The sequence below is a fragment of the Chryseobacterium sp. A301 genome (assembly GCF_054489425.1).
In genome coordinates, this window is record NZ_JBTMWY010000001.1 from 599240 (window position 1) to 619135 (window position 19896).

The 19896-nt window shown below is 41.0% G+C and carries 19 protein-coding genes; 10 read left to right on the top strand and 9 right to left on the bottom strand.

Translation table 11 applies throughout. The annotated features are described in order from the left end of the window. Window positions 1-32: 32 nt before the first annotated feature. From recA to pfkA, 4 genes are all read right to left on the bottom strand, one after another. Window positions 33-1037 carry a recombinase RecA gene (recA, locus tag ACX3PU_RS02850; RefSeq protein ID WP_459083390.1) on the bottom strand — a complete coding sequence of 335 codons (1005 nt, stop codon included), beginning with the start codon at window positions 1035-1037 and terminating at the stop codon, window positions 33-35. Between the two features lie 118 nt (window positions 1038-1155). Beyond that, complete coding sequence (locus ACX3PU_RS02855) at window positions 1156-2349, bottom strand: oxygenase MpaB family protein (RefSeq protein WP_459083391.1); 1194 nt, start codon at window positions 2347-2349, stop codon at window positions 1156-1158. Window positions 2350-2465: 116 nt separating this feature from the next. Continuing rightward, a complete protein-coding gene (gene gap, locus ACX3PU_RS02860) occupies window positions 2466-3470 on the bottom strand; it encodes a type I glyceraldehyde-3-phosphate dehydrogenase (protein ID WP_459083392.1) in 1005 nt (334 codons plus the stop codon). Window positions 3471-3494: 24 nt separating this feature from the next. After that, entirely contained in the window at window positions 3495-4484 is a 990-nt protein-coding gene (gene pfkA, locus ACX3PU_RS02865; protein WP_459083393.1) for a 6-phosphofructokinase, read from the bottom strand. Between the two features lie 102 nt (window positions 4485-4586). On the opposite strand from pfkA, the gene ACX3PU_RS02870 reads away from it, so the two are divergent. From ACX3PU_RS02870 to ACX3PU_RS02885, 4 genes are all read left to right on the top strand, one after another. Then, on the top strand, window positions 4587-4940 hold the full coding sequence (locus ACX3PU_RS02870) for a hypothetical protein (protein ID WP_459083394.1): 354 nt from the start codon (window positions 4587-4589) through the stop codon (window positions 4938-4940). A gap of 68 nt (window positions 4941-5008) precedes the next feature. Continuing rightward, window positions 5009-7396 (top strand): TonB-dependent receptor, encoded by a 2388-nt coding sequence (locus tag ACX3PU_RS02875; protein ID WP_459083395.1) that lies wholly within the window; start codon window positions 5009-5011, stop codon window positions 7394-7396. A gap of 13 nt (window positions 7397-7409) precedes the next feature. Beyond that, window positions 7410-7970, top strand: coding sequence for a hypothetical protein (locus ACX3PU_RS02880; protein WP_459083396.1), 561 nt, complete (start codon window positions 7410-7412; stop codon window positions 7968-7970). Window positions 7971-8105: 135 nt separating this feature from the next. Beyond that, window positions 8106-9440, top strand: a complete 1335-nt coding sequence (locus tag ACX3PU_RS02885) for a trigger factor (RefSeq protein ID WP_459083397.1) — start codon at window positions 8106-8108, stop codon at window positions 9438-9440. Window positions 9441-9554: 114 nt separating this feature from the next. On the opposite strand, the gene ACX3PU_RS02890 is transcribed toward ACX3PU_RS02885, so the two are convergent. Continuing rightward, a complete protein-coding gene (locus ACX3PU_RS02890; protein ID WP_459083398.1) occupies window positions 9555-10148 on the bottom strand; it encodes a DUF3109 family protein in 594 nt (197 codons plus the stop codon). Between the two features lie 9 nt (window positions 10149-10157). Then, complete coding sequence (locus tag ACX3PU_RS02895) at window positions 10158-11063, bottom strand: DUF6427 family protein (RefSeq protein WP_459083399.1); 906 nt, start codon at window positions 11061-11063, stop codon at window positions 10158-10160. Between the two features lie 43 nt (window positions 11064-11106). Here ACX3PU_RS02895 and ACX3PU_RS02900 point away from each other — a divergent pair, with 43 nt between their 5' ends. From ACX3PU_RS02900 to ACX3PU_RS02920, 5 genes are all read left to right on the top strand, one after another. Next, complete coding sequence (locus ACX3PU_RS02900) at window positions 11107-11337, top strand: DUF6341 family protein (RefSeq protein WP_459083400.1); 231 nt, start codon at window positions 11107-11109, stop codon at window positions 11335-11337. A 489-nt stretch (window positions 11338-11826) separates the two neighbouring features. Next, on the top strand, window positions 11827-12042 hold the full coding sequence (locus ACX3PU_RS02905) for a hypothetical protein (protein WP_459083401.1): 216 nt from the start codon (window positions 11827-11829) through the stop codon (window positions 12040-12042). A 123-nt stretch (window positions 12043-12165) separates the two neighbouring features. After that, a complete protein-coding gene (locus ACX3PU_RS02910) occupies window positions 12166-12582 on the top strand; it encodes a hypothetical protein (protein ID WP_459083402.1) in 417 nt (138 codons plus the stop codon). A gap of 48 nt (window positions 12583-12630) precedes the next feature. Then, the gene (locus ACX3PU_RS02915) at window positions 12631-13047 is read left to right on the top strand and encodes a hypothetical protein (protein ID WP_459083403.1); all 417 of its coding nucleotides are present in this window, start codon (window positions 12631-12633) and stop codon (window positions 13045-13047) included. 154 nt (window positions 13048-13201) lie between these two features. Then, window positions 13202-13618 carry a hypothetical protein gene (locus tag ACX3PU_RS02920; RefSeq protein WP_459083404.1) on the top strand — a complete coding sequence of 139 codons (417 nt, stop codon included), beginning with the start codon at window positions 13202-13204 and terminating at the stop codon, window positions 13616-13618. A 61-nt stretch (window positions 13619-13679) separates the two neighbouring features. Here ACX3PU_RS02920 and ACX3PU_RS02925 read toward each other — a convergent pair whose 3' ends face one another. Beyond that, window positions 13680-14120, bottom strand: a complete 441-nt coding sequence (locus tag ACX3PU_RS02925; RefSeq protein ID WP_459083405.1) for a universal stress protein — start codon at window positions 14118-14120, stop codon at window positions 13680-13682. Window positions 14121-14253: 133 nt separating this feature from the next. Between ACX3PU_RS02925 and ACX3PU_RS02930 the strand changes: the two genes are divergently transcribed. Then, complete coding sequence (locus ACX3PU_RS02930; RefSeq protein ID WP_459083406.1) at window positions 14254-15534, top strand: alkaline phosphatase family protein; 1281 nt, start codon at window positions 14254-14256, stop codon at window positions 15532-15534. A gap of 1 nt (window position 15535) precedes the next feature. On the opposite strand, the gene ACX3PU_RS02935 is transcribed toward ACX3PU_RS02930, so the two are convergent. Beyond that, window positions 15536-17014 carry an alpha-amylase gene (locus ACX3PU_RS02935; protein ID WP_459083407.1) on the bottom strand — a complete coding sequence of 493 codons (1479 nt, stop codon included), beginning with the start codon at window positions 17012-17014 and terminating at the stop codon, window positions 15536-15538. A gap of 82 nt (window positions 17015-17096) precedes the next feature. Beyond that, window positions 17097-19892, bottom strand: a complete 2796-nt coding sequence (locus ACX3PU_RS02940) for a COG1470 family protein (RefSeq protein WP_459083408.1) — start codon at window positions 19890-19892, stop codon at window positions 17097-17099. Window positions 19893-19896: the final 4 nt, after the last annotated feature.

Consider the following 19896-nt stretch of genomic DNA (forward strand, 5'->3'; position numbering starts at 1 on the left):
AGAGGGCTTATCGTATTTAGTCTAAAAAAAGATTATTTTTTAGCGAATAGCATTTCTTTTACTTGTGCTTCCAAATCTTCTGCTAATTCAGGATTGTCTTTAAGAACTTCTTTGACAGAGTCTCGTCCCTGACCTAGTTTGGTTTCCTCGTAGCTAAACCAGGATCCGCTTTTTTTCACGATGCCTAAATCCACAGCGGCATCTAAGATTTCTCCCGTTTTTGAGATACCTTCTCCGTACATGATGTCAAACTCTGCTTGCTTGAATGGAGGAGCTACTTTGTTTTTTACGATTTTTACTTTTGCGCGGCTTCCTACTGCGTCGTCCCCTTGTTTGATTGGAGCTCCCGCTTTACGAATGTCAATCCGAACGGAAGCATAAAATTTAAGAGCATTCCCACCGGTAGTGGTTTCTGGATTTCCGAACATAACCCCGATTTTCTCTCTTAACTGGTTAATGAAAATCACAGTACATTTTGTTCTCGAAATTGAAGCCGTTAGTTTTCTTAAGGCTTGAGACATCAAACGAGCATGAAGTCCCATTTTAGATTCTCCCATTTCCCCTTCAATCTCCGCTTTTGGAGTAAGTGCCGCAACCGAGTCAATGACTACGATGTCCACTGCACCCGAACGAATCAAATTGTCAGCGATTTCAAGAGCTTGTTCTCCGTTGTCCGGTTGAGAGATGATTAAGTCGTCTAAATTGATTCCGAGTTTGGAAGCGTAATGACGGTCGAATGCGTGCTCCGCATCAATGAAAGCAGCGATGCCTCCTAATTTTTGAGCCTCTGCAATGGCATGAAGAGTCAAAGTCGTTTTCCCTGAGGACTCAGGTCCATAGATCTCGATCACTCTTCCTTTTGGATATCCACCCACCCCAAGGGCGATGTCAAGTCCAAGCGATCCTGTAGGAATTACTTCAATGGACGTGTCAACGGAATCGTCTCCAAGGGTCATCACAGTCCCTTTTCCATAGGTTTTATCTAATTTTTCTAGCACCAGGGCTAGCGCTTTCTTTTTATCGTCTGCTGCGCTCATAAGTCAAATTATTTCGTCAAAAATACGCAATTAATCGCTCAATTCGCTTAGAGCGTTGCTAATTTTTGTAGCAATTTTTAGACCTCGGGAACCGCCAGTGAAAAGGGATAGAAATTCCTTAGCTATGGGTTCGGTAATCTGTAAGAACTTGACGCTGCGCGCGGTCCCCAAGCTTCACAAGTCTTGTTGCGCTTTTGGCGCTTGAGGAGTGAAGAAGTTTTTGAGCCACTTGGTTTAATCCCCAATTTAATTTTGGAAAGAGTCCAAGAGTATCGGTTTCTGGGATGGCTAGTCGTTGCAATATGGGTGGGTCTAGAAAAAAGGTAGACATGCTTTGGTGAAGATTTAGTAGCAGTTTTCGTTGAAACTGGTAAGGCTGAATGGTGCTCTCTAAGTTCTCACGTAGGAGTGCTTGTGCAAGTTCTTTCGAATCCGCATCCGCTTTGTCTTGAAGAGTAGACCACTGATAGAAGATTTCGACGGCTTGTTTTTTATTGTCAGGCAAATGCTCCGTGGGAATTCCTAAGAGAGTTCCTACGTATTTCCAGAGATGGAAAACACCTAGTTCTTCACGTGTCGATATTTTCACGCCTAGTTGGGAGAGCCCATGCAAAAAGACAAGGGAGAATCCCAAATAGGTAGCAATCATATCAAAGTGATTGATAGGCTCTCCCCAGAGCTCCGTATTCCAATCCTGTGCATTTTCCAAAATGGAAAGTCTCGCATAGGAATGCATTAAGCGCGTTTTTAGAATAAGTTCAAAGGCTTCTGAGCCGGGTGTAATTGCGTTTTCGCGCGTGACGAGTACCCAAAATTCCAAAGTATCCTTAAGTCTTTTGACCGCGCCTTTCTTTAATTGTCCCGTATAGATGAGAGGCTTGGCGAGGTAGGCAAATTCATACCCACCCATTAGGCTGTAGTCTCGTAAGACCATGAGGGAGTTAACTCCGCCTCGCATGCAGAGTCTCGCCCCTAGATTGGCTAGCTCGGGGTTATACCAATCCGGACGCGTTCGCATCTGTGTTAAAAGTTTCACTAAACTTTCCACCTGGGGCTCGCTCGCAGTATTCTCCTTTTTGATATACTTGGAAATAAGGCTGCTTGCCTTTGGATAAGGCATGGCTTTGTATGTATCGGTAACCACCTGGTCGGCCAAAGAGTCAATTTGATAATAGAGGGGGGATCGTTTTTCAAATCCTTCGAGCGAAGGTTGGCCTCCCGACCAGTCTAAAAGTCTTTTGCCCATGCCTTTGGTCCAGAATTCTTTAAAGTGAGGACTCTGGTGGAACCGAGGCTGCGCTATTTTAGTCATTATTCTAATCTTTAAATGGAACCTATAGCATTGCAAATTCTTTGCCGCCCTATAGCAAAAAAGCCAAACCGTTCTCAAGAGAAGGGTTTGGCTTTTGATGATTTATAGTATTCTTCCTATAGAGAAGCAGAATGAACCAATAGATCTGTTAATTTGTTAGAGTAACCGGTTTCGTTATCGTACCAAGATACCACTTTCACAAAGGTAGGAGAAAGCATAATTCCCGCTCCTTTGTCGAAGATAGAAGTTCTTTTGTCTCCAATAAAGTCTTGAGAAACGACAGGATCTTCGGTGTACCCTAGGATGCCTTTTAGTTCGCCTTCAGAAGCACTTTTCATCACAGCAGAAATTTCATCGTAAGAAGTAGGTTTTTCTAGTCTTACCGTTAGGTCTACTGCAGAAACGTCTGCTGTAGGTACACGGAATGACATTCCCGTTAGTTTTCCATTCAATTCTGGAATCACTTTTCCTACGGCTTTCGCAGCTCCTGTGGAAGAAGGGATAATGTTTAGAAGAGCAGAACGTCCTCCTCTCCAGTCTTTCATGGAAGGTCCATCTACGGTTCTTTGAGTAGCCGTTGTCGCATGGACTGTGGTCATAAGTCCTTCAAGGATACCGAAGTTGTCGTGAAGTACTTTTGCAAGCGGAGCTAAACAGTTCGTTGTACAAGAAGCGTTTGAGAAAATCGCTACGTCATTTGTAAGTTCTTTGTGGTTTACTCCCATAACGAACATCGGTGTGTCGTCTTTTGAAGGAGCGGAAAGGATTACTTTTTTTGCCCCTGCATTTAAATGCGCCCCTGCTAAGTCTTTAGAAAGGAAAAGTCCAGTAGATTCCACGATGTAATCTGCACCCACTTCATTCCATTTCAGATTGTTAGGATCTCTTTCTGCTGTGACGCGGATTCTTTTTCCATTGACTACAAGGTCATTTCCTTCCACTGTGATTTCGCCATCGAAACGTCCGTGTACGGAATCGTATTTCATCATGTACGCCATGTATTCTGCGTTGATCAGGTCATTGATACCTACGATTTCGATGTTGTCGCGCTCTAGCATAGCACTGAATACCAAACCACCAATTCTTCCGAATCCGTTGATACCTACTTTAATTGTTGACATAATAAATTGATTTTGATTGATTAATTATAGGGCCAGAATTTCTGAGATTTGCAGAAGGTCCTGGTTGATTTCATTGTGTTTTCTAATGGCATCCTCTATCGGAGTATAAACCAATTGGTTCGCTTGGAGCCCGGCCATTACATTCGACTTACCATTCATAAGTCCAAGGACAGCGCCGTAGCCTAAACGAGAAGCGAGTACTCGATCGGCGCAGCTCGGCGAGCCGCCCCTTTGAATATGGCCTAAAATAGTCACTCGAATGTCTGCATCCGGAAACTCTTCTCCTGTTTTCTGTGCAAGTTCATAGGTGGAACCCAGAGTTTCTCCTTCAGCGACCACGACGATACTTGAATTCTTGCCTCTTTTGTGCGCTTTCTTAAAAGTCGTAAGAAGCTCCTCCATGCTGTCGTTTTGCTCTGGAATTAAAATGTCCAAAGCTCCTGTCGCAATTCCACTATTTAAAGCGATAAAGCCTGCATCTCTTCCCATTACTTCAATAAAGAAGATTCGAGAGTGAGAGGTGGCCGTGTCTCTAATTTTGTCAATGGCTTCCATCGCCGTATTTAAGGCGGTGTCGTAGCCGATGGTGTTGTCGGTTCCAAAGATATCGTTGTCAATGGTCCCCGGAACTCCGATCACCTTGATTCCGGTTTCTTCGCTAAATACTTGGGCGCCTGTAAAAGTACCGTCTCCGCCAATGCAAACTAAGGCTTCAATGCCTTCTGCCTTGCAGTTTTCATAGGCCTTTCGTCTTCCCTCAGCGGTTCGGAATTCTTTGGATCGGGCCGATTTTAAAATGGTCCCTCCTAAATTAATGATGTTGCTCACGGAGCGAGGCCCCATTTTGGTGTAATTCCCTTCGATCAGACCGTTGTATCCACCTCGGATTCCAACGACTTGCAAATCATGATAGATGGCCGTTCTTACTACGGCTCTAATTGCCGCATTCATTCCGGGTGCATCGCCTCCAGAAGTTAAGACTCCAATCTTTTTCACCATGGATTTCTTTGTCATTTGCTATGGGGTTTCTAATGAGACACAAATTTACTAAATTCTAGTCAATTTTTCAGACTTGCTTAGGGGCATTGTTAAGAAAGAATTTATTAATTTAGCAGAATGCGGAAAACTCAAAAATTACAACCGGTTTTATCCACTGCGCTCTGCGCGGTGTATGTACTGGTCATGGTGTTTTCCACGCTCTTTCACCACCACTCACACTCCCGTACGAGTACCGAGTTTTTGGTTGCAGATGGCGACTCGTTACAGAAAATTACGACTCTTCACGGGGCAAGCGATTGTCAAGCTTGTCATTTTTTATCTCACCAAATTAGCTTTGAGTCTCCACAAATTTGGAGTCCCAAGATAAAATACGAACAGAAAACAGCTCCTTTGTTTTCTTTCGAAGTTCGCAATTTAAGCGCAGAGATTTTTCATGTCTCAAGTAGGGGACCTCCCACGGGGAGAATTTAACTCTATTTTTTTTCAAAAGCAGCTCCAAAAAGGAGTCATGCTATCTATTTAAGTGCTTAAATCAATCTATGAAGCCATTATTAAAGCTCATGGCATTCTTTTTTGGAATGCTAGTGGTGAGCGCACAAACTTCCTTTGTCCTCAAAGGAAATGTGGAGGATTTCCACAACAAAACAAAGTTAGAAAATGCCACGATTCAACTCGGTGATCGAGTTGCTACCAGTGATTCTGATGGACGTTTTCAATTTAAAAACCTTCCCAAAGGTCATTATCATGTAAAAGTAACACACCCGGAATGTGAGCCTTACGAAATGGGAATCGATCTTGTGAGTTCTACTCGAATTACCATTCGAATGGAGCATCATCTTCACGATATTGAAGCCGTCGTCGTAGAGGGAGCAGGGGTCAAGCAGAAATCGGGACATTCCATACAAACCCTTTCCTCAACTGACCTTCAAAGACTCAGTTCTGAAACCCTTGGAAGTGCTTTGAGCAATTTAAGTGGAGTAGGGATTTTAAGTACAGGAAGTCGGATTTCCAAACCCATCATTCATGGACTTTACGGAACTCGTGTCGCCATACTAAACGATGGGGTTCGCTTAAATGAACAGGAATGGGGTGTGGAGCATGCGCCGAGTGTAGACCCCTCCATGTTTCAGCGGGTTCGCGTGGTGAAAGGAGCAGGTATTCTCAAGTACGGGGGTGATGCGGCAGGGGGACTCGTTCTCTTAGAGCCAAAAACGATGCCTCGCAAAGACACCCTCATGGGGAAGATCACTGCTTCTGGGATTTCCAGTGGTCGTGGGCTGAAGCTAGGAACGGATCTAGGAAAAGCCTGGGAAAACGACTGGTTTGTGACTACTGGTGGTTCCTACCAAAAACTAGGAGACATCCAGATTCCCCACCATACGCTTCAAAATACAGGTGCTGAGCAAAGCTCTTTTCGCTTTGCGGTAGGCAAACGAAGCTTTACCAATGGTTTTGAAGCTTCCTATTCGGGAGTGAATCAAAAGTTTGGAATCTACAGAGGCTCGCATTTGGGCGGTCCAGAAGATTTCTACGATGCAATTGCAAGCAGCCGTCCGATTTATCTCGATGACTTTAGTTACCAAATTTCAAATCCGAGACAGGAAGTGGCTCACCATGTGGTGAAACTAGAGGCCTACCATCGGTTTGCCAATTTTGGGAAACTAAGTGCACAGTACGATTTTCAAATCAACCAGCGAAAAGAGTTCGATTTGAGAAGAGGAGAATTAAGCACTCTTCCTTCTATGGATTTGGAGCTTATTACCCACCGACTGCAAGTGGATCATTTGATTGAGCGTGAAAGTTGGGATTTGGAAACGGGTGTTTTTGGAGCGATTGAGGATAATTACCCCGATCCATCCACCAAAGCCAGAAGACTCATCCCAGACTATTATCGCTATAATTTAGGAATCTATTCGACTTTAAATTATCGTCTGAGCCCACAATTTCATTTGGGAGCGGGAGCTCGCTATGAATTTAATCGCTACGATGCGTACAAATACTACGACCAAAGCGATTGGGAATCCAGGTTTGAATCTAAGTATTCAGAGTTTGAAGTCTCTCACGAGGGGAGTCGTGTGCTCACGAATCCGATTTTAGATTACCACAATCTCTCGCTCAGTGCGTTTGCAAATTACCATGTAGGAAGCGATTTTAGTTTAGACTTTGGGTATTCAAGGTCTTCGAGAACGCCTAGTGCGGCGGAACTGTTTGCAGACGGACTGCATCATTCTGCCTCCACGATTGAAGTAGGTTCCCTTGCGATTGAGTCGGAACAGATTGATCATTTTAGTTTGACGGCGAAAGTAAAGAGACCGTGGTTAGAGGGGTTCTCTCTGGAGGTTTCCCCTTACTTTATGCACTCTTCAAATTACATTAGTCAGATTCCAACGGGGGTGCAGAATTCCAATCGAGGCGTGTTTTTGATTTGGTCTTTTCAACAAACTAAGGCAAGACTTTACGGCGTGGACGTGGATTTAAATTGGAACCTTACCAAGGCTTTAAAATGGACTTCTCAGGCCAGCGGCCTAAGAGGTCAAGATTTAAGTCATGACGAGCCTCTAATTTTAATGCAACCTACGCAGTTTCGAAACGGCATTGAGTTCTCGGGCTTTAAATCCAAGGCCTATTACGCAAAACTAGAAAACCTACTGGTTCTGAAACAAAAGAGATTCCCTCTACGAAATGTAGAGCTAAGTCTCATTGAGGATGGACAAATCGTAGAGAAGGTTTTGGATGTAAGCTCCACTCCGAAAGGATACGACCTCTGGTCGCTGTCTCTTGGAGGACCGATTGCGAAAAGCCTTAATTTCGATCTTCGGATCACCAATTTATTAAACACAGAGTACCGCGATTCTATGAATCGTATGCGGTATTTTTCGCCTGAACAAGGCCGTAATTTTATTTTAACACTAACTTATTCTTTATAAAAATTTTACTATTATGAAATCAATATATTCTATCTTTACTATACTACTGATCGCTGTTTTATTCACTTCTTGTCGTAGGGACGGAGTTCCTGAGGATATTCATGAACACGAAGAAATTGAACAAATTACTCTAAGTTTTAAAGAACAGGGAAGCACGAGTGCACCTCAAGTAATAACCTATTTAGGAGGCAAAGCTTCCTCCGATTTGATCCTAGCGCCCGGAAAAAACTATGAGCTAAGTCTTGATTTTTTCCACAGACATGACGGTCATTTGGAAAGTATGCTAGGGGAAATTATCGAGGAGAAAGACGAGCACTTTATCACCTTTGAATTTGCAGGGGTTGATCTTGAGCTCACAAGGCTTCCAAACGACGTGATCCGCTCTGACGGACAGAAACTTGGCCTAAAGACTCTTTGGAAAGTTAGCCAGGTGCAGTCTCCCGCTAGAGTGAGTGTCAAACTTTACCACGGTTCCCAAAGCGTGAACGACCAAATGCCTTCTGCGCAGAAACAATTTGGAGAGGTGATTGGCGGTGAAGCGGATGTAAACGCTCAAATCGAGATCAAAAACTAGTTTTTCCACTTCTGAATGGATCCCAGCAGGCCTACTGCTGGGATTTTTGGTATAATCCCCTCGCTTTATGGGCATTGTTTGCAAAATTTTCGTATTTTTGCGAACCTTAATTTTAATCAAATAATAGATCATATAATGAACGTTACAGCACAAAATCATGATGAGGTAAGCGCATTACTTACAGTGACCGTAGACAAAGCGGATTATAAGGGGAATGTGGACAAACAACTTCACAACTACGCTAAGAATGCCCAAGTACCTGGATTCAGAAAAGGAAAAGTGCCAATGGGCATGGTAAAAAAGCAGTACGAAGCTCCTATTTCTTTCGAAGAAATTAACAAAGTAGTTTCTGAGGCTTTAAACAACTACATCAAAGACAACGATCTTAAGATGGTAGGTCAGCCCGTACCGGTCCCTGTTGACGATTTAGATCTTAATGCAGAACAACTGACGGTTTCTTTTGAAGTAGGTTACGAACCGGATTTCAAAATTGACTTAGCTTCTTACTCGGCTCCTCACTACGAAGTAGAGGCGTCTGACAAAGAAATTGGACAGAGCATTGAAAACATGCAAAAACGTTTTGCTACCCGTGTAGAGCAAGATAAAATTGGAGCCGATTCTCAGATTGCCCTTGAGGTATCTCAAGTGGTAGAAGAAGATGCAGAGGGTGAGCACCACCACCATCCAAAAACGGTTACTGCAACCAAAGAAACAAAAGCAGCCTTCGAACTTGTGAAAAAGTTGAAAAAAGAAGGAAGCGTAAAAGTTTCTAAAAATGAGTTAGAAAAAAATGAGGACTTAGCGACTGAGCTTGGATTTTCAAAAGAAGAACTTGAACACCTTCACCACGATGAGGTTGAAGTGAAAGTAATGGATATCTATTCTTTAGATCTTCACGAACTTAACCAGGAGCTTTTCGACAAAGTATACGGAGAAGGAACCATTAGTTCAGAAGACGAATTAAAAGAGAAAGTAAAAACCGAACTTGACGAATACTTCCAACAAAATGCAGACATTCACTTTGTGAACAAAATTTTGGAACAAGTAAACGAGAAGCAAGAAGTGAATCTTCCAGAAGCATTCCTTGTGAAATGGTTGCAATTCTCTAACGAGAACATCCAGTCTGAAGAGCAAGCGAAAGAGATTTTTGAAAACGAAAAGGAAATCGTGAAATCTCAAATTATTGAAGGGAAATTAATGACCGACAATAACATCGAGCTGGATTACGCAGACCTACTAGCACAAAGCGAGCAAATGGTAAGAAACCAACTTGCAGTCTACGGTATTCACCACCTTCCAGACGAAGAAATTCAAAAATACGCGGTAGAAATGCTTAAGCAAGAAGAACAAGTAAGACAAATTTCTTCTGAAGTAGGAATGGCGAAACTGAAAGACGTGATTTTGGAAACATCGGAAAAGAAATCGACCAAAGTATCTCACGACGAGTTTTTAGAAATTCTAAAGAAGTAAGATCTAGGCTTACCTAGTCTTTTACAATACAAAAAAAATCGGCCTTTTTTAAGGTCGATTTTTTTGTTTGCTTATTGCTAAAAGTCCTGCTAGCTTCTAAGAAAGAACTCGATTTTACTCCTTATCAGAGTTAAATTCTTTTTCCCACTCGGTGGCAGCATCGCTAAGCACATTGTAAAAATCCTCACCGTATTTACGGATTAAAGGCGTTTTTAGAAATTTGTATACCGGTACCTCAAGGGATTTTCCTAAATCACAAGCAGGTGCACATATGGGCCACTCGTGGTAGTTTAAAGCGGTAAACGTAGAGTACTCTGTGGTTCGGATCGGGTAGAGGTGGCAAGAGATCGGTTTGTGAAACTCTACAGCTCCTTCTTCGTACGCTTTTTCGATTCCGCATTTGGTTACCCCTTTCTCATCGAAAATGACATAGGCACATTCGTTTCCATTTACAAGTGGGGTTACAAGACCTCCGTCGTAAGGATCAAAAGTCCACGCTCCTTGTTCTTCAATCGCTTGAAGTCCTTCTTTTCGAAGGTACGGTCTTAGTTTTTCTACAAGGGTATCTAAGAGTTCGGCTTCTTCCTTCTCCAAAGGAGCGCCCGCATCTCCTTCTACACAGCAAGCTCCTTTGCAGCGTGTGAGGTCGCAAACAAACTGTTTGGAAAAGATATCCTCGGAGATTAATTTATTGTCTATTTGAATCATAATGCAAAATTAGAATAATTGAAAGAAAGTTCCGCCTTTATAAAGCAGTAAGCAAATTAAAATGACCCAAAGTCCAATTTCTCGGTAGGCATACTTAGGCAAATAGCGTAGCATGCGCGATAGGATTAGACTTACGGGAAAAGCAAGAACCAAAAGGTATTCGTAATGAGGCCCCATATAGAGCACAATGCTTATGGCTTGTGCGAGGGTAAAAACCAGTAAGAACGTATATTTAAATCGAGAGTCAGGGCTCTTCTCATTGTAATGTTGAAAATGGTCAAAGATTGCATAGATACTCATAAGGAGTATCGGAAGTAAGAAGTAAAGCGGGTAATAATCCTGCATTAGAGATCCCACCGTTAGGGGCAAGTAATTAGGATCGAGCGTTGTATACCCAATAAAAAACATCACACTCAAGTAGGTCACTAGGCAAAGGCATATCCCGAAAAAGAAACGGAATAAGTTGAGGGCAATGTGCTGAGCCGTGGCAATGATATGGAGTATCACAAACAGTAGCATTGGCCAGACAGGAGGGAGGAAAAAATAGTTCACCGCACATAAAAATCCAACCAAGAGGTAGGACTGCTTCCGGAAATGTTCCTGCGTAGAGGTTAAAAGAAAAAGCAAAACCGAGTTGACAAAAAGCGTCACCGAAATACCAATATCGATGGTCCCGTCATAGAACGCAAAGATAAGCGCCGTGTATAAAACCAGGGGCAGATGCGTATTGTAAGTTAAGTTTATTTGATTAAAAACGAAATACCCCAAAGCGACCCCACAAAAGGCGATTGCGACCGAAATAAAATCCAGATAACTAAAATTTAAAACGTTGAAAAGCACTACTACAACGAGAAGAAAGAAAATATAGACCGGTATCGAAAAAATATTGCTTTCTTTTGAAAGTAGTTTGAACATTTTTTAATAAATTTGTGCAAAGTTAATTTAAAAAAGGAAAATAATGACATCTTTCTGGTTATTCTTAAGTGACGTGTTCAAGTGGGCATTTGGTTTTTACGATTTGTTCGGTAACGTGTTAAATTGGGTTCTGTTTGTAGTGGCTAGTGCCATCTTCATTTATTGGTGCTGGGAGCTAATGGTTCCTCTTGGGAATAACAAGGACAAAGATTACAAATCTCCTTCTAAAGTAAAGAGACCGTATTACGATCCTGCTATTTACAAAAAAGATTAATTAATTGATTGTTAGAAATACCGCTCCCTTCAAAAGAACGGTATTTTTTTTGTCTTGATAATGAGACTGTATTTAGTCTTGTTTCGTACGGGTTAATTTCTGCATCATTGCAATTGCTGATTTTAAATTTGGATCCTTCTAACGTTTTTTTGTAAGATTTTACTGCATTTTCCTTGTCTCTATTTTAAATACCTAATTGTAGGTATTTCAGGACTTGCTAAATCGTGCTAGATTTGTTTATTATATTCTTTTTATAGTACACAATACTTTAATTTAAAAACGATACCTATGAGAAATGTTGTCATATTGCTTTTCATAGTCTTATTTTGCACCACTCAAAAACTCTCCGCTCAAATGTATTTTTTTGCTACCAATCAACTCGGGACAGGTCCAGATTCGTCGGGTAAACAAGGATTTAAAGAATGAAAATTCAATTATTTATTCAATACCGGGAAAAAAGAACTTCTAATAATTGACGGAGTCACGGGTATGACAGAACAAATTGAAGAATTAGGAGCGGTTACAGTGACCAAGAAATCGGAGCGTACAGAATACGATTTTGAGTTCGGTTTTTGGACTAGCCTTTTCGTTATTGATTATAAAGATCCTACAAAACCGGATGAGATGAAATTTCTTGAATTGGATGATGAAATTTCCCATTACAAAGGTGAATTCCGCATGATTTACCTTAAAAGGGAAGAATAAAGTATGCATGCCTCAGTTGTATCATGCTAGAATTAGGTATTGCAAGTTTGCTATTTTCGGCATAGGTTTGTTTCAATTTTAGTTCGAAGCCTTGAAGATTCTCTTTTTTAAATTAACATCACTATGAAAACCATTTTAAACTTCCTCGTCATTGCACTAATTTGCTTGTCACAAGGACTTGCTGCTCAAATGTTTTATTTCGAAGCTATCGAATTTGCGGGTCCACCCGATGCAGAAGGCAGGCACAAGTTTGAGCAGACCCATATAAAAGTTATTTTAGATGGAGAAAAAAAAGAAATATCTGCGATTGATCCTGTGACGAATTTGGTAATAAGTCAATATTCCTTTGACAATGATGCCCGTGCTGAAGAAAAATCTGATTATACGCAGTATATATTTACCGATAAAACAAAGGAATCCATAACAGTAGAGGATTATACGGATCCCAATGGAACGGATCATATGAAGTTTTTCGATTCAACAGGGGAAACGCTTCATTTAAAAGGTATATTTACTATTATTTACCTTAAGCCAGAGTAGGTCAAAGTTTCCTTGAGTAATGTTATTATTGGTTATATAAGCATTCCTATGAAAACCATTTTAGTCCTAGTTCTGTTTATACTTTTTTGCAGTGCTCAAAACCTGCAAGCTCAGGTGTATCTGTTTGAATCCACGCATGGCGCGGGGCCGAGAGATGCGCAGGGGAAGCAGGTATTTAGACCTAGCGATTTGAAGTTTCAGTTTAATGTTGACAAATTGACTCTCACATTAATTGACGGAAGTACAAATAAGGTGCTAGGAGAAGAAGGGATTGAAAAGGATGTACATATCACGGAGACACCTAAACATACCGAGTATATCTTTAGCAACGGCCCCTGGTCTTTTATCTTTGTTACCGATAACAAGGATTCAGATACGGAAGATGAACTTCAGTTTATTGAATTCGCCGATGAGGTACTGCATATGAAAGGGAATTTTAAAATGGTTGATCAAAAGAAAAATTAAAATACTTTTGAAAAAGTACGGTGTACAATTACGCACGTACACGTCTTTTTCTACTTAAAGTTAACAACTTATTTAAAGAAAAAAATCAAGTTGAAGATATTGTTAACTGATTTTACAGTGAGTAAAATCATAAATCTATTTAAAAAGCATTCCTATGAAAACCATTTTAATCCTAGCTCTGTTTATACTTTTTTGCAGTGCTCAAAACCTGCAAGCTCAGGTATATCTGTTTGAAACCACCCAAAGTGCGGAACCTATAGATGATGGTGGGAAACATGTATTTTCTCCAAGCAATTTGAATTTTCAGTTTGATGTAGACGGAATGTCCCTTAGTATATTTTTACGGCCTACAAATGAGTTCATGATACAACAAGCCATTTCAAAGGATGTGGAAATTAAAGTTAAACCTGAAAAGTCCGAGTATGTCATTGGTAACGGCCTTCAATCTTATTTTATTGTGACCGATTACAAGGATTCAGATTTGGAAGATGAAATGCAGTTTTTCGAACTCACCAAGGAGATACTTCATATGAAAGGGAAGTTTCAAAAGGTCAACCACAAAAAACAATGAAGTACTTTTTAACATGTACTGTCAAAAACTGTAGAAATAGAGAAGCCCCTGGATTCTGTAATTAATTGCCGTGGCAAGGAATTACGAGTACAGGAATAGAGGAGCTTTTTGTCAGATCTTTAGTTAGACTTCCCACAAATACATCGTAGATTCCACTTCTTCCGTGAGACCCCATGACAATGTAATCGGCATTTTTGTCTTTTGCGTATTCTAAAATTACGTCTTTCGCGATTCCTTGTCTTAGCAGGTGCTCACACTCCACACCCATAGCTTTGATTTTTTCTTGGAGTCCATTTAGAAGATGTAGCTCTTCTTTAATCTCATTTTGTTCCACTTCAGGAAAGTATTGAAAGCCCATGTCCCCAATGGCAAATCCGATGTCGGAAGGAGCCACGTGAATAAGAAAGATTTTACCCTCTGTGGTCTTGGCAAATTTAACAGCTCCCTCTATCAGTAAATCGGTAGAATCGGAGAAATCAACTGGAAATACAATATTTGTCATGATGGTATGGTTTTACTAGACTAAAGTTAAGCATTTTTTTAACTTTGAATAGAGTCTTCCCCCGATTTAACATGAAATTAAACATTCTCCTCTTTGAAAGTCTTATTTTTGTAGGACTTTAAGAAAATTTGCCATGAAAAAGTACCTTGTTCTTTGCTATAGTTTCGTTTTGTTTTTAGGGTTTGCTCAGGTGGATACCGCGCAAGTGGCGGTTCCAGGCCGGAGCAATAGTGCAGAAGCAATGAAAAAACCGTACGTGATTCTAATCTCTGCGGATGGGTTTCGGTTTGATTATGCAAAGAAATATGGAGCGAAAAACCTTTTGGCTCTAGCCCACTCAGGAGTACAAGCCAAAGCGATGGTACCTTCTTATCCTTCGGTTACAGGACCGAACCACTATACGCTTGTGACAGGAATGTATCCTTCCCACACAGGATTTGTAGACAATAATTTTTACGATACGAAAAGACAGGAAGATTTTTCTATGAGTCGTGCGGGAAAGATAACGGACGGTTCTTGGTTAAAGGGACTTCCGCTTTGGGGCTTAGCAGAAAATCACCATACGATGGCTGCTAGTTTGTTCTGGGTGGCTTCGAACGGCACCGCAGGAGGAACCAGACCTAGTTTTTATTACCCTTACCATGAGAAGTTTGATGCAAACCGGCGTATTTCGATTGTTGAGAATTGGCTTAAGCTTCCCGAAGAAAAAAGACCTCATTTGATTACCATGTATTTTTACGAGGTAGATAAGATGGGACATTTGCATGGTCCTGAATCCAGCGAGACGAAAGAGGCTGTATTAATGGTAGACCAAGCGGTAGGAGAGCTCCAAGAAAGGGTGAAGAAATTAGGCTTGCCGAATGTCAATTTTATCTTTGTTTCCGATCACGGAATGCTTGGAGTGGATTTAGATAATCCCCTTTCGATTCCACAAGTTTTAAACGACAGCGATCGCTTTCGTTTTGTGAATGCTCAAACCTTGCTTCGTGTCCAAGTAAAAGACCCAAAGCAGATTCTTTCCACTTACAAAGAGCTAAAAAAATCCCGAACAAACGACTACAAAGTATATCTCGCTACTCGTTTTCCTAAAAGACTCCATTATCGAAGTGGGCCTGATACGTTTGCATCTCGAATGGGAGATATTTACCTTGTTCCAAGAAAGGGGAAGGTCTTTTTAAGCGAAAACGATTACAAAACCCCTGGAAAGCATGGGTATGATCCCAAAAAAGTTCCCGAAATGAAATCTGTGTTTTATGCGACAGGTCCAGAGTTTAAACAGGGCAAGACGACTCGAGAGTTTAAAAATGTAGAGGTTTATGGAATTGTCGCAGAGCTACTAGAGCTTCCGTACAATCATCCGATTGACGGAACCAAAAAGACGGCCAAAAAGGTTTTGGTTTCTGAATCGAAGTGATTTAGTTTTCTTTCTTGCTAAACACGGCGAGGCTACCTGCAGGGCAGGGAAACTCTCCCCATCCGGATTCGTTGATTTCAACGACTTGCTCTATGTGGCCAAGTAGATCAGAAAAGTGTGTGCCCGCATACCTCGTACCCACTTCCATAGAGACTCGATTCTCGCCTGCGTTGCTTAAAACCACAGCAATCCCTTCATGTTCCGAATCTCCTTCTCTTGTCCATCCAATGCAAGTGGGCTCAGAGAAGAAATCTCGCTGCAATCCAAATGCGTGCTTCTTTCTTGCTTTTAGAAGGAGTTCAAGACCTTCCACTTTGGGTAGAAAAATCTCGTATTCCTTCCCATCTTCTCCTTGGTCTTTGTAGCTTGCTCCGAACAGGTCCGGATAAAACAGACAAGGGTAGCCATCCTCTCTTAGTAAGATTAGGGCGTAGGCAAGAGGTTTAAACCAAGGCTCTACGGGCGCTTCTAATTGTTGAAGAGGTTGCGTGTCATGGTTGGCGACCACAGTGACCGAAAGATCCGGTCTTTCCTTTGTGAGGGTGCCTTCAAAGATTTGGGTTAAGTCAAACTCTTCTCCCTGTTTCGAAGCCAAATGAAATTGGTGTTGTAGTGAAGGGTCAAATAAACTCATGCATTCCTCGGTGGCTTCAATGTATTCCAGTAGGAGAGGAAGCTGACCGGGAGCCCAGTACTCACCTACGGCAAAAAGATTCTTTCCCGTATTCGAGCGAAGGTTATTGAGCCATTCTTTGTAAAAGTTTGGAGATTGATGCTTAACCGCATCAAGTCTTAGCCCATCAAAGAAGATTTGGTCGTGGTACCATTTGCCCCAATTTCCGAGTTCTTCTCTTACGAAAGGGTTTCGGTGCTCAATGTCGTTGTACATCAAATAATCGTAATTCCCTTTTTCATCTCCTATAACTTCTTCCCAACCTTCTCCAAACTCGTTTATAATTTGAAAGATTCCAGCCTCTTGTCCTTCTGCGTAATCGACACCGGAAAAGCATGTGAAATCCCACTCAAAGCAGGAGTATTTCTGTTTTCGCCCTGGAAATGTAAACTTGGTATAGCTTTCAATCTCAAAGGGCTCAGAAAGATTCTCTTGTCGATTCTCAGGGTTGACGCGTACCACATGAAATTGTTCTTTTTCATCGCCTCCGGCTTTATGGTTGATCACGATGTCGGCTATGATTGAGATTCCTGATTCTTGCAGTTCTTTGCAAGCCGAGATTAACTCCTGTTTAGTTCCATACTTGGTTGGAATCGTCCCTTTTTGATCAAATTCTCCAAGGTCATATAAATCGTAAGGGTCGTACCCAACTGAATATCCACCGCCAGAAGCTTTGTAAGCAGGAGGGAGCCACAGGGAACTTATGCCAAGTTCGTTTAGATACGAAGCCTTTTCTTTAAGTTCATTGTAAAGTACACCGTTCCCTTCACTGTACCAGTGAAACCCTTGAAGCATGACCTGATTCATTTGTTAGATATTTACACGAATTTACGTAATCTTAAGCAGCCTACTGAATTTATAATTGAATAGTGAGTCTGCTTAAAAAAGATTATTCTCCAAAACGTTTGATCTCTACTCGGCGCTCTTTGATCTTAAGAATGGTAGTGGGTAGGGTGGTTACTTCGTTTTCCTTTGCAGTGGCTGATATAGGATTTTGATCTACGTACACATTCTCTTGTAAACTTTCTGCATCTACGGTCATGTGGTATTGACCAAGCGGTAAATAAGCTCGGTACTCTCCCTTTTCATTTGTATAAAAGGTGAACTCTTTACCGTGTGCACTTTTGAATAGGACTTGAATTCCTGTGAGATTGGAACTCACTTCGTATTGGTTTTTGTTGTAGTGGGTATACTGTAAGCTTCCAAAGATTTGACCTGTTTTTTCTAAGGGGATCGTGAGCTCTATAGAACGACTATCAAGATCTGTCCTAATGACTTCGGCATACCAATCGCGTTCAATGGATTTTACTGTGTAATTCCCGTAGGGAACTTGTCTGTATTTGATTCTTCCGTCTTTTCCTGTTATAAAGATCGTTTTATTGATTTGAACTTGCTTTCCAACTGCAGGGTAGTCCGTTTCTGGATTAAAACTACCATCGTTATTGATGTCATGATACACAAACACGGCAATCGTTCCATTTTTGTATTTCACACCCGGCTCTCCAATGGTAGGGATTTCTTGTGTAATACCAAATTGTAAATAGGTGTTGTTGAAATCGTAAAAACTGTCAATGAATTTTGTGTAGCCGTAGTAGGCGAAAATGGATGTCGATCGACCTAACTTTAATTCAGCATTTGTAGAAAGCGATAAACTGGTTCCAACGAATGAGTCTTTATTCGCCATTCCACTAAAATTGAGACTCAGTTTTTTATTGAAAAAGTCTTTTCGGTAACTAATTAGCGCGGTGTATTTTTCTGTATCGTTGGTAAGCTGCTGGTTTCGAGTGCCCTCATAAAGAAGAAAATTTCCTTTTTGAGCGCTTATGTTGAAAAGAAGATTTTTGTAATAGTAGTTTAATTGAGTTTTGATTACGAACAGGGTCTCTGTATACCCTTTATACCTTGCAATTCCTTCTACTACTGATAAGTTGAATCTATGTAAATTGTTATTTGTCTGAAATCCTATTGTTTTGTTGACTAGTGCAGACTGGAACTCTACAAGTGTACTCGATAAATAATCCGCGAGGTAAATTCCAGCAGTCTCACTCTGAAACTGAGGAGAAATTGTCATTGACACATTTGATCCTAATAGAAATTGAGTTCCTATTTCTGCTTGATGTCGAGTGGTGGTGGTAGAAAAGTGAAAAAGTGGATTAATGTTTTTTGGATCGTACCGATTAAAATTGTACTGCGCCCAAACGCTTGTGTTTTTAAATTGTCTACCAATTCTTTGATTGAATGTAGTGCTGCCTTTTCTAATTCCTGGGTAATATCCAGTGCTAAAATAGTTATCAGAATTAATTGTATACGCTTTCCATTGAGTTCTATAATGAATACCAGCAGCCATGGAATTTTCCTTTCGATTGGATTCGTCTGTAGATTTCGATTTCCCATACCCGAGAACAATACCGTACTGCGTCTTTTCTGTGTTGTAGAAGTAACCTGTATTTAATAGGACGTTGGTTGAAAGGGGATCCTGGTCGAAAACAAGATCGCTTTCGATTTGAGTGTTTTTGGTAAGAGTAGTCGTGGAGGTAGCAAACGCAGTGTATCCCCGAGGAGAATTTTTAAAGTCTAAGGGGTCGAATAAGTTGTAACTTTTTTCGACTGCTCCAATTTTAAACGTACTCTTTTGTTCTTCCTTTGGAATAAGATACAACTCGACCCCTCGCCCCGTTAAGCTAATGTCAAGGTCACTTGTACTTAGATTTCCGATTTTTAAACCCAGGCCTTGGCGTTCTAGTTTAAGGTATGTGTTTTGAAAGAGGGGGGGAAGAGATTTGTTATGGTAAAACGTACTATTGAGATTAAATTCAGCTTGCAGATCTCCGGAATTCACCGTCGTATTTAGATCAATTGATTGTGCCGCATCTAGTTTGTTGAAGGGGTTTCTAAGACTCCAGCTAACTTGGTTGCCTCTTCCTACATTCGTTAGTAGTCGCTGTTGATTTGGGTCTACGTATCTACGGTTTCCAAGGGCATTTTGGACGAGTACGATCGCATTCCCGATGAATTCATTTTGATCATTCAGCATCGCAACATTTACGTTGAATAGTTCTTGTTGCAATAGTTCGCGATCAATGATCTTGGAAAAGGTCACATTTTGACTTGAAAAGGGCTCGAGTTTAATGTTCTTTTCAATACTGATTGGGCTGCCAGACGAAGAGGGGAATGAGGCGACTAGCTTTACTTGTTCACTATGATTTCCTGCGTTGTATACTTGAGTGCGGATTCGAAGGGAATCTCCAATTTGATAAATGATTTCCTGAGGTTCGTTTGTTGATATTTTTAAAATTCTTTTAGGAGCAATCGTGAGAGTGGTAGAGGTTTCTGCAAGGATATTTTTGGATTGATCACGCAGTTTGAAGGAAATGAAAGCTTTCCCTGCAGGTTGGCTCTTGGTAACTAAAAATTTAATAGGTAGGAAGGTCTTTTCTTTTGCTCCAAGACTAATTGCACTGCTGGTCTTTAAGATTCTTAAATATTGATTTCCACTAGTTTCAAGCTGAAAATCGCCTTCTAAATCACTTTTATTCTCAATCTTAAGGATTAAAGTGACTAATTCTTCGTTTGTGACACTAATGTTTTTGTCACTAGTCATGGAGAAATCGCCCGCCTGCGCATTGAGCCCTAAATAGCTAAGCAGTGCAAGGAAAAGGATGGTATTTTTTAAGAAGCAAGTCAACTTG

Excerpts from the sequence above, each read along its gene's own strand:
- ACX3PU_RS02920 (WP_459083404.1), top strand. The coding sequence starts at position 13,202 with ATGAAAACCATTTTAATCCTAGCTCTGTTTATACTTTTTTGCAGTGCT.
- ACX3PU_RS02870 (WP_459083394.1), top strand. The coding sequence starts at position 4,587 with ATGCGGAAAACTCAAAAATTACAACCGGTTTTATCCACTGCGCTCTGC.
- ACX3PU_RS02895 (WP_459083399.1), bottom strand. The coding sequence starts at position 11,063 with ATGTTCAAACTACTTTCAAAAGAAAGCAATATTTTTTCGATACCGGTC.
- ACX3PU_RS02925 (WP_459083405.1), bottom strand. The coding sequence starts at position 14,120 with ATGACAAATATTGTATTTCCAGTTGATTTCTCCGATTCTACCGATTTA.
- ACX3PU_RS02930 (WP_459083406.1), top strand. The coding sequence starts at position 14,254 with ATGAAAAAGTACCTTGTTCTTTGCTATAGTTTCGTTTTGTTTTTAGGG.
- gap (WP_459083392.1), bottom strand. The coding sequence starts at position 3,470 with ATGTCAACAATTAAAGTAGGTATCAACGGATTCGGAAGAATTGGTGGT.
- ACX3PU_RS02915 (WP_459083403.1), top strand. The coding sequence starts at position 12,631 with ATGAAAACCATTTTAGTCCTAGTTCTGTTTATACTTTTTTGCAGTGCT.
- ACX3PU_RS02900 (WP_459083400.1), top strand. The coding sequence starts at position 11,107 with ATGACATCTTTCTGGTTATTCTTAAGTGACGTGTTCAAGTGGGCATTT.
- ACX3PU_RS02885 (WP_459083397.1), top strand. The coding sequence starts at position 8,106 with ATGAACGTTACAGCACAAAATCATGATGAGGTAAGCGCATTACTTACA.
- ACX3PU_RS02935 (WP_459083407.1), bottom strand. The coding sequence starts at position 17,014 with ATGAATCAGGTCATGCTTCAAGGGTTTCACTGGTACAGTGAAGGGAAC.
- ACX3PU_RS02890 (WP_459083398.1), bottom strand. The coding sequence starts at position 10,148 with ATGATTCAAATAGACAATAAATTAATCTCCGAGGATATCTTTTCCAAA.
- ACX3PU_RS02910 (WP_459083402.1), top strand. The coding sequence starts at position 12,166 with ATGAAAACCATTTTAAACTTCCTCGTCATTGCACTAATTTGCTTGTCA.
- ACX3PU_RS02905 (WP_459083401.1), top strand. The coding sequence starts at position 11,827 with ATGACAGAACAAATTGAAGAATTAGGAGCGGTTACAGTGACCAAGAAA.
- ACX3PU_RS02880 (WP_459083396.1), top strand. The coding sequence starts at position 7,410 with ATGAAATCAATATATTCTATCTTTACTATACTACTGATCGCTGTTTTA.
- ACX3PU_RS02875 (WP_459083395.1), top strand. The coding sequence starts at position 5,009 with ATGAAGCCATTATTAAAGCTCATGGCATTCTTTTTTGGAATGCTAGTG.
- ACX3PU_RS02855 (WP_459083391.1), bottom strand. The coding sequence starts at position 2,349 with ATGACTAAAATAGCGCAGCCTCGGTTCCACCAGAGTCCTCACTTTAAA.
- recA (WP_459083390.1), bottom strand. The coding sequence starts at position 1,037 with ATGAGCGCAGCAGACGATAAAAAGAAAGCGCTAGCCCTGGTGCTAGAA.
- pfkA (WP_459083393.1), bottom strand. The coding sequence starts at position 4,484 with ATGACAAAGAAATCCATGGTGAAAAAGATTGGAGTCTTAACTTCTGGA.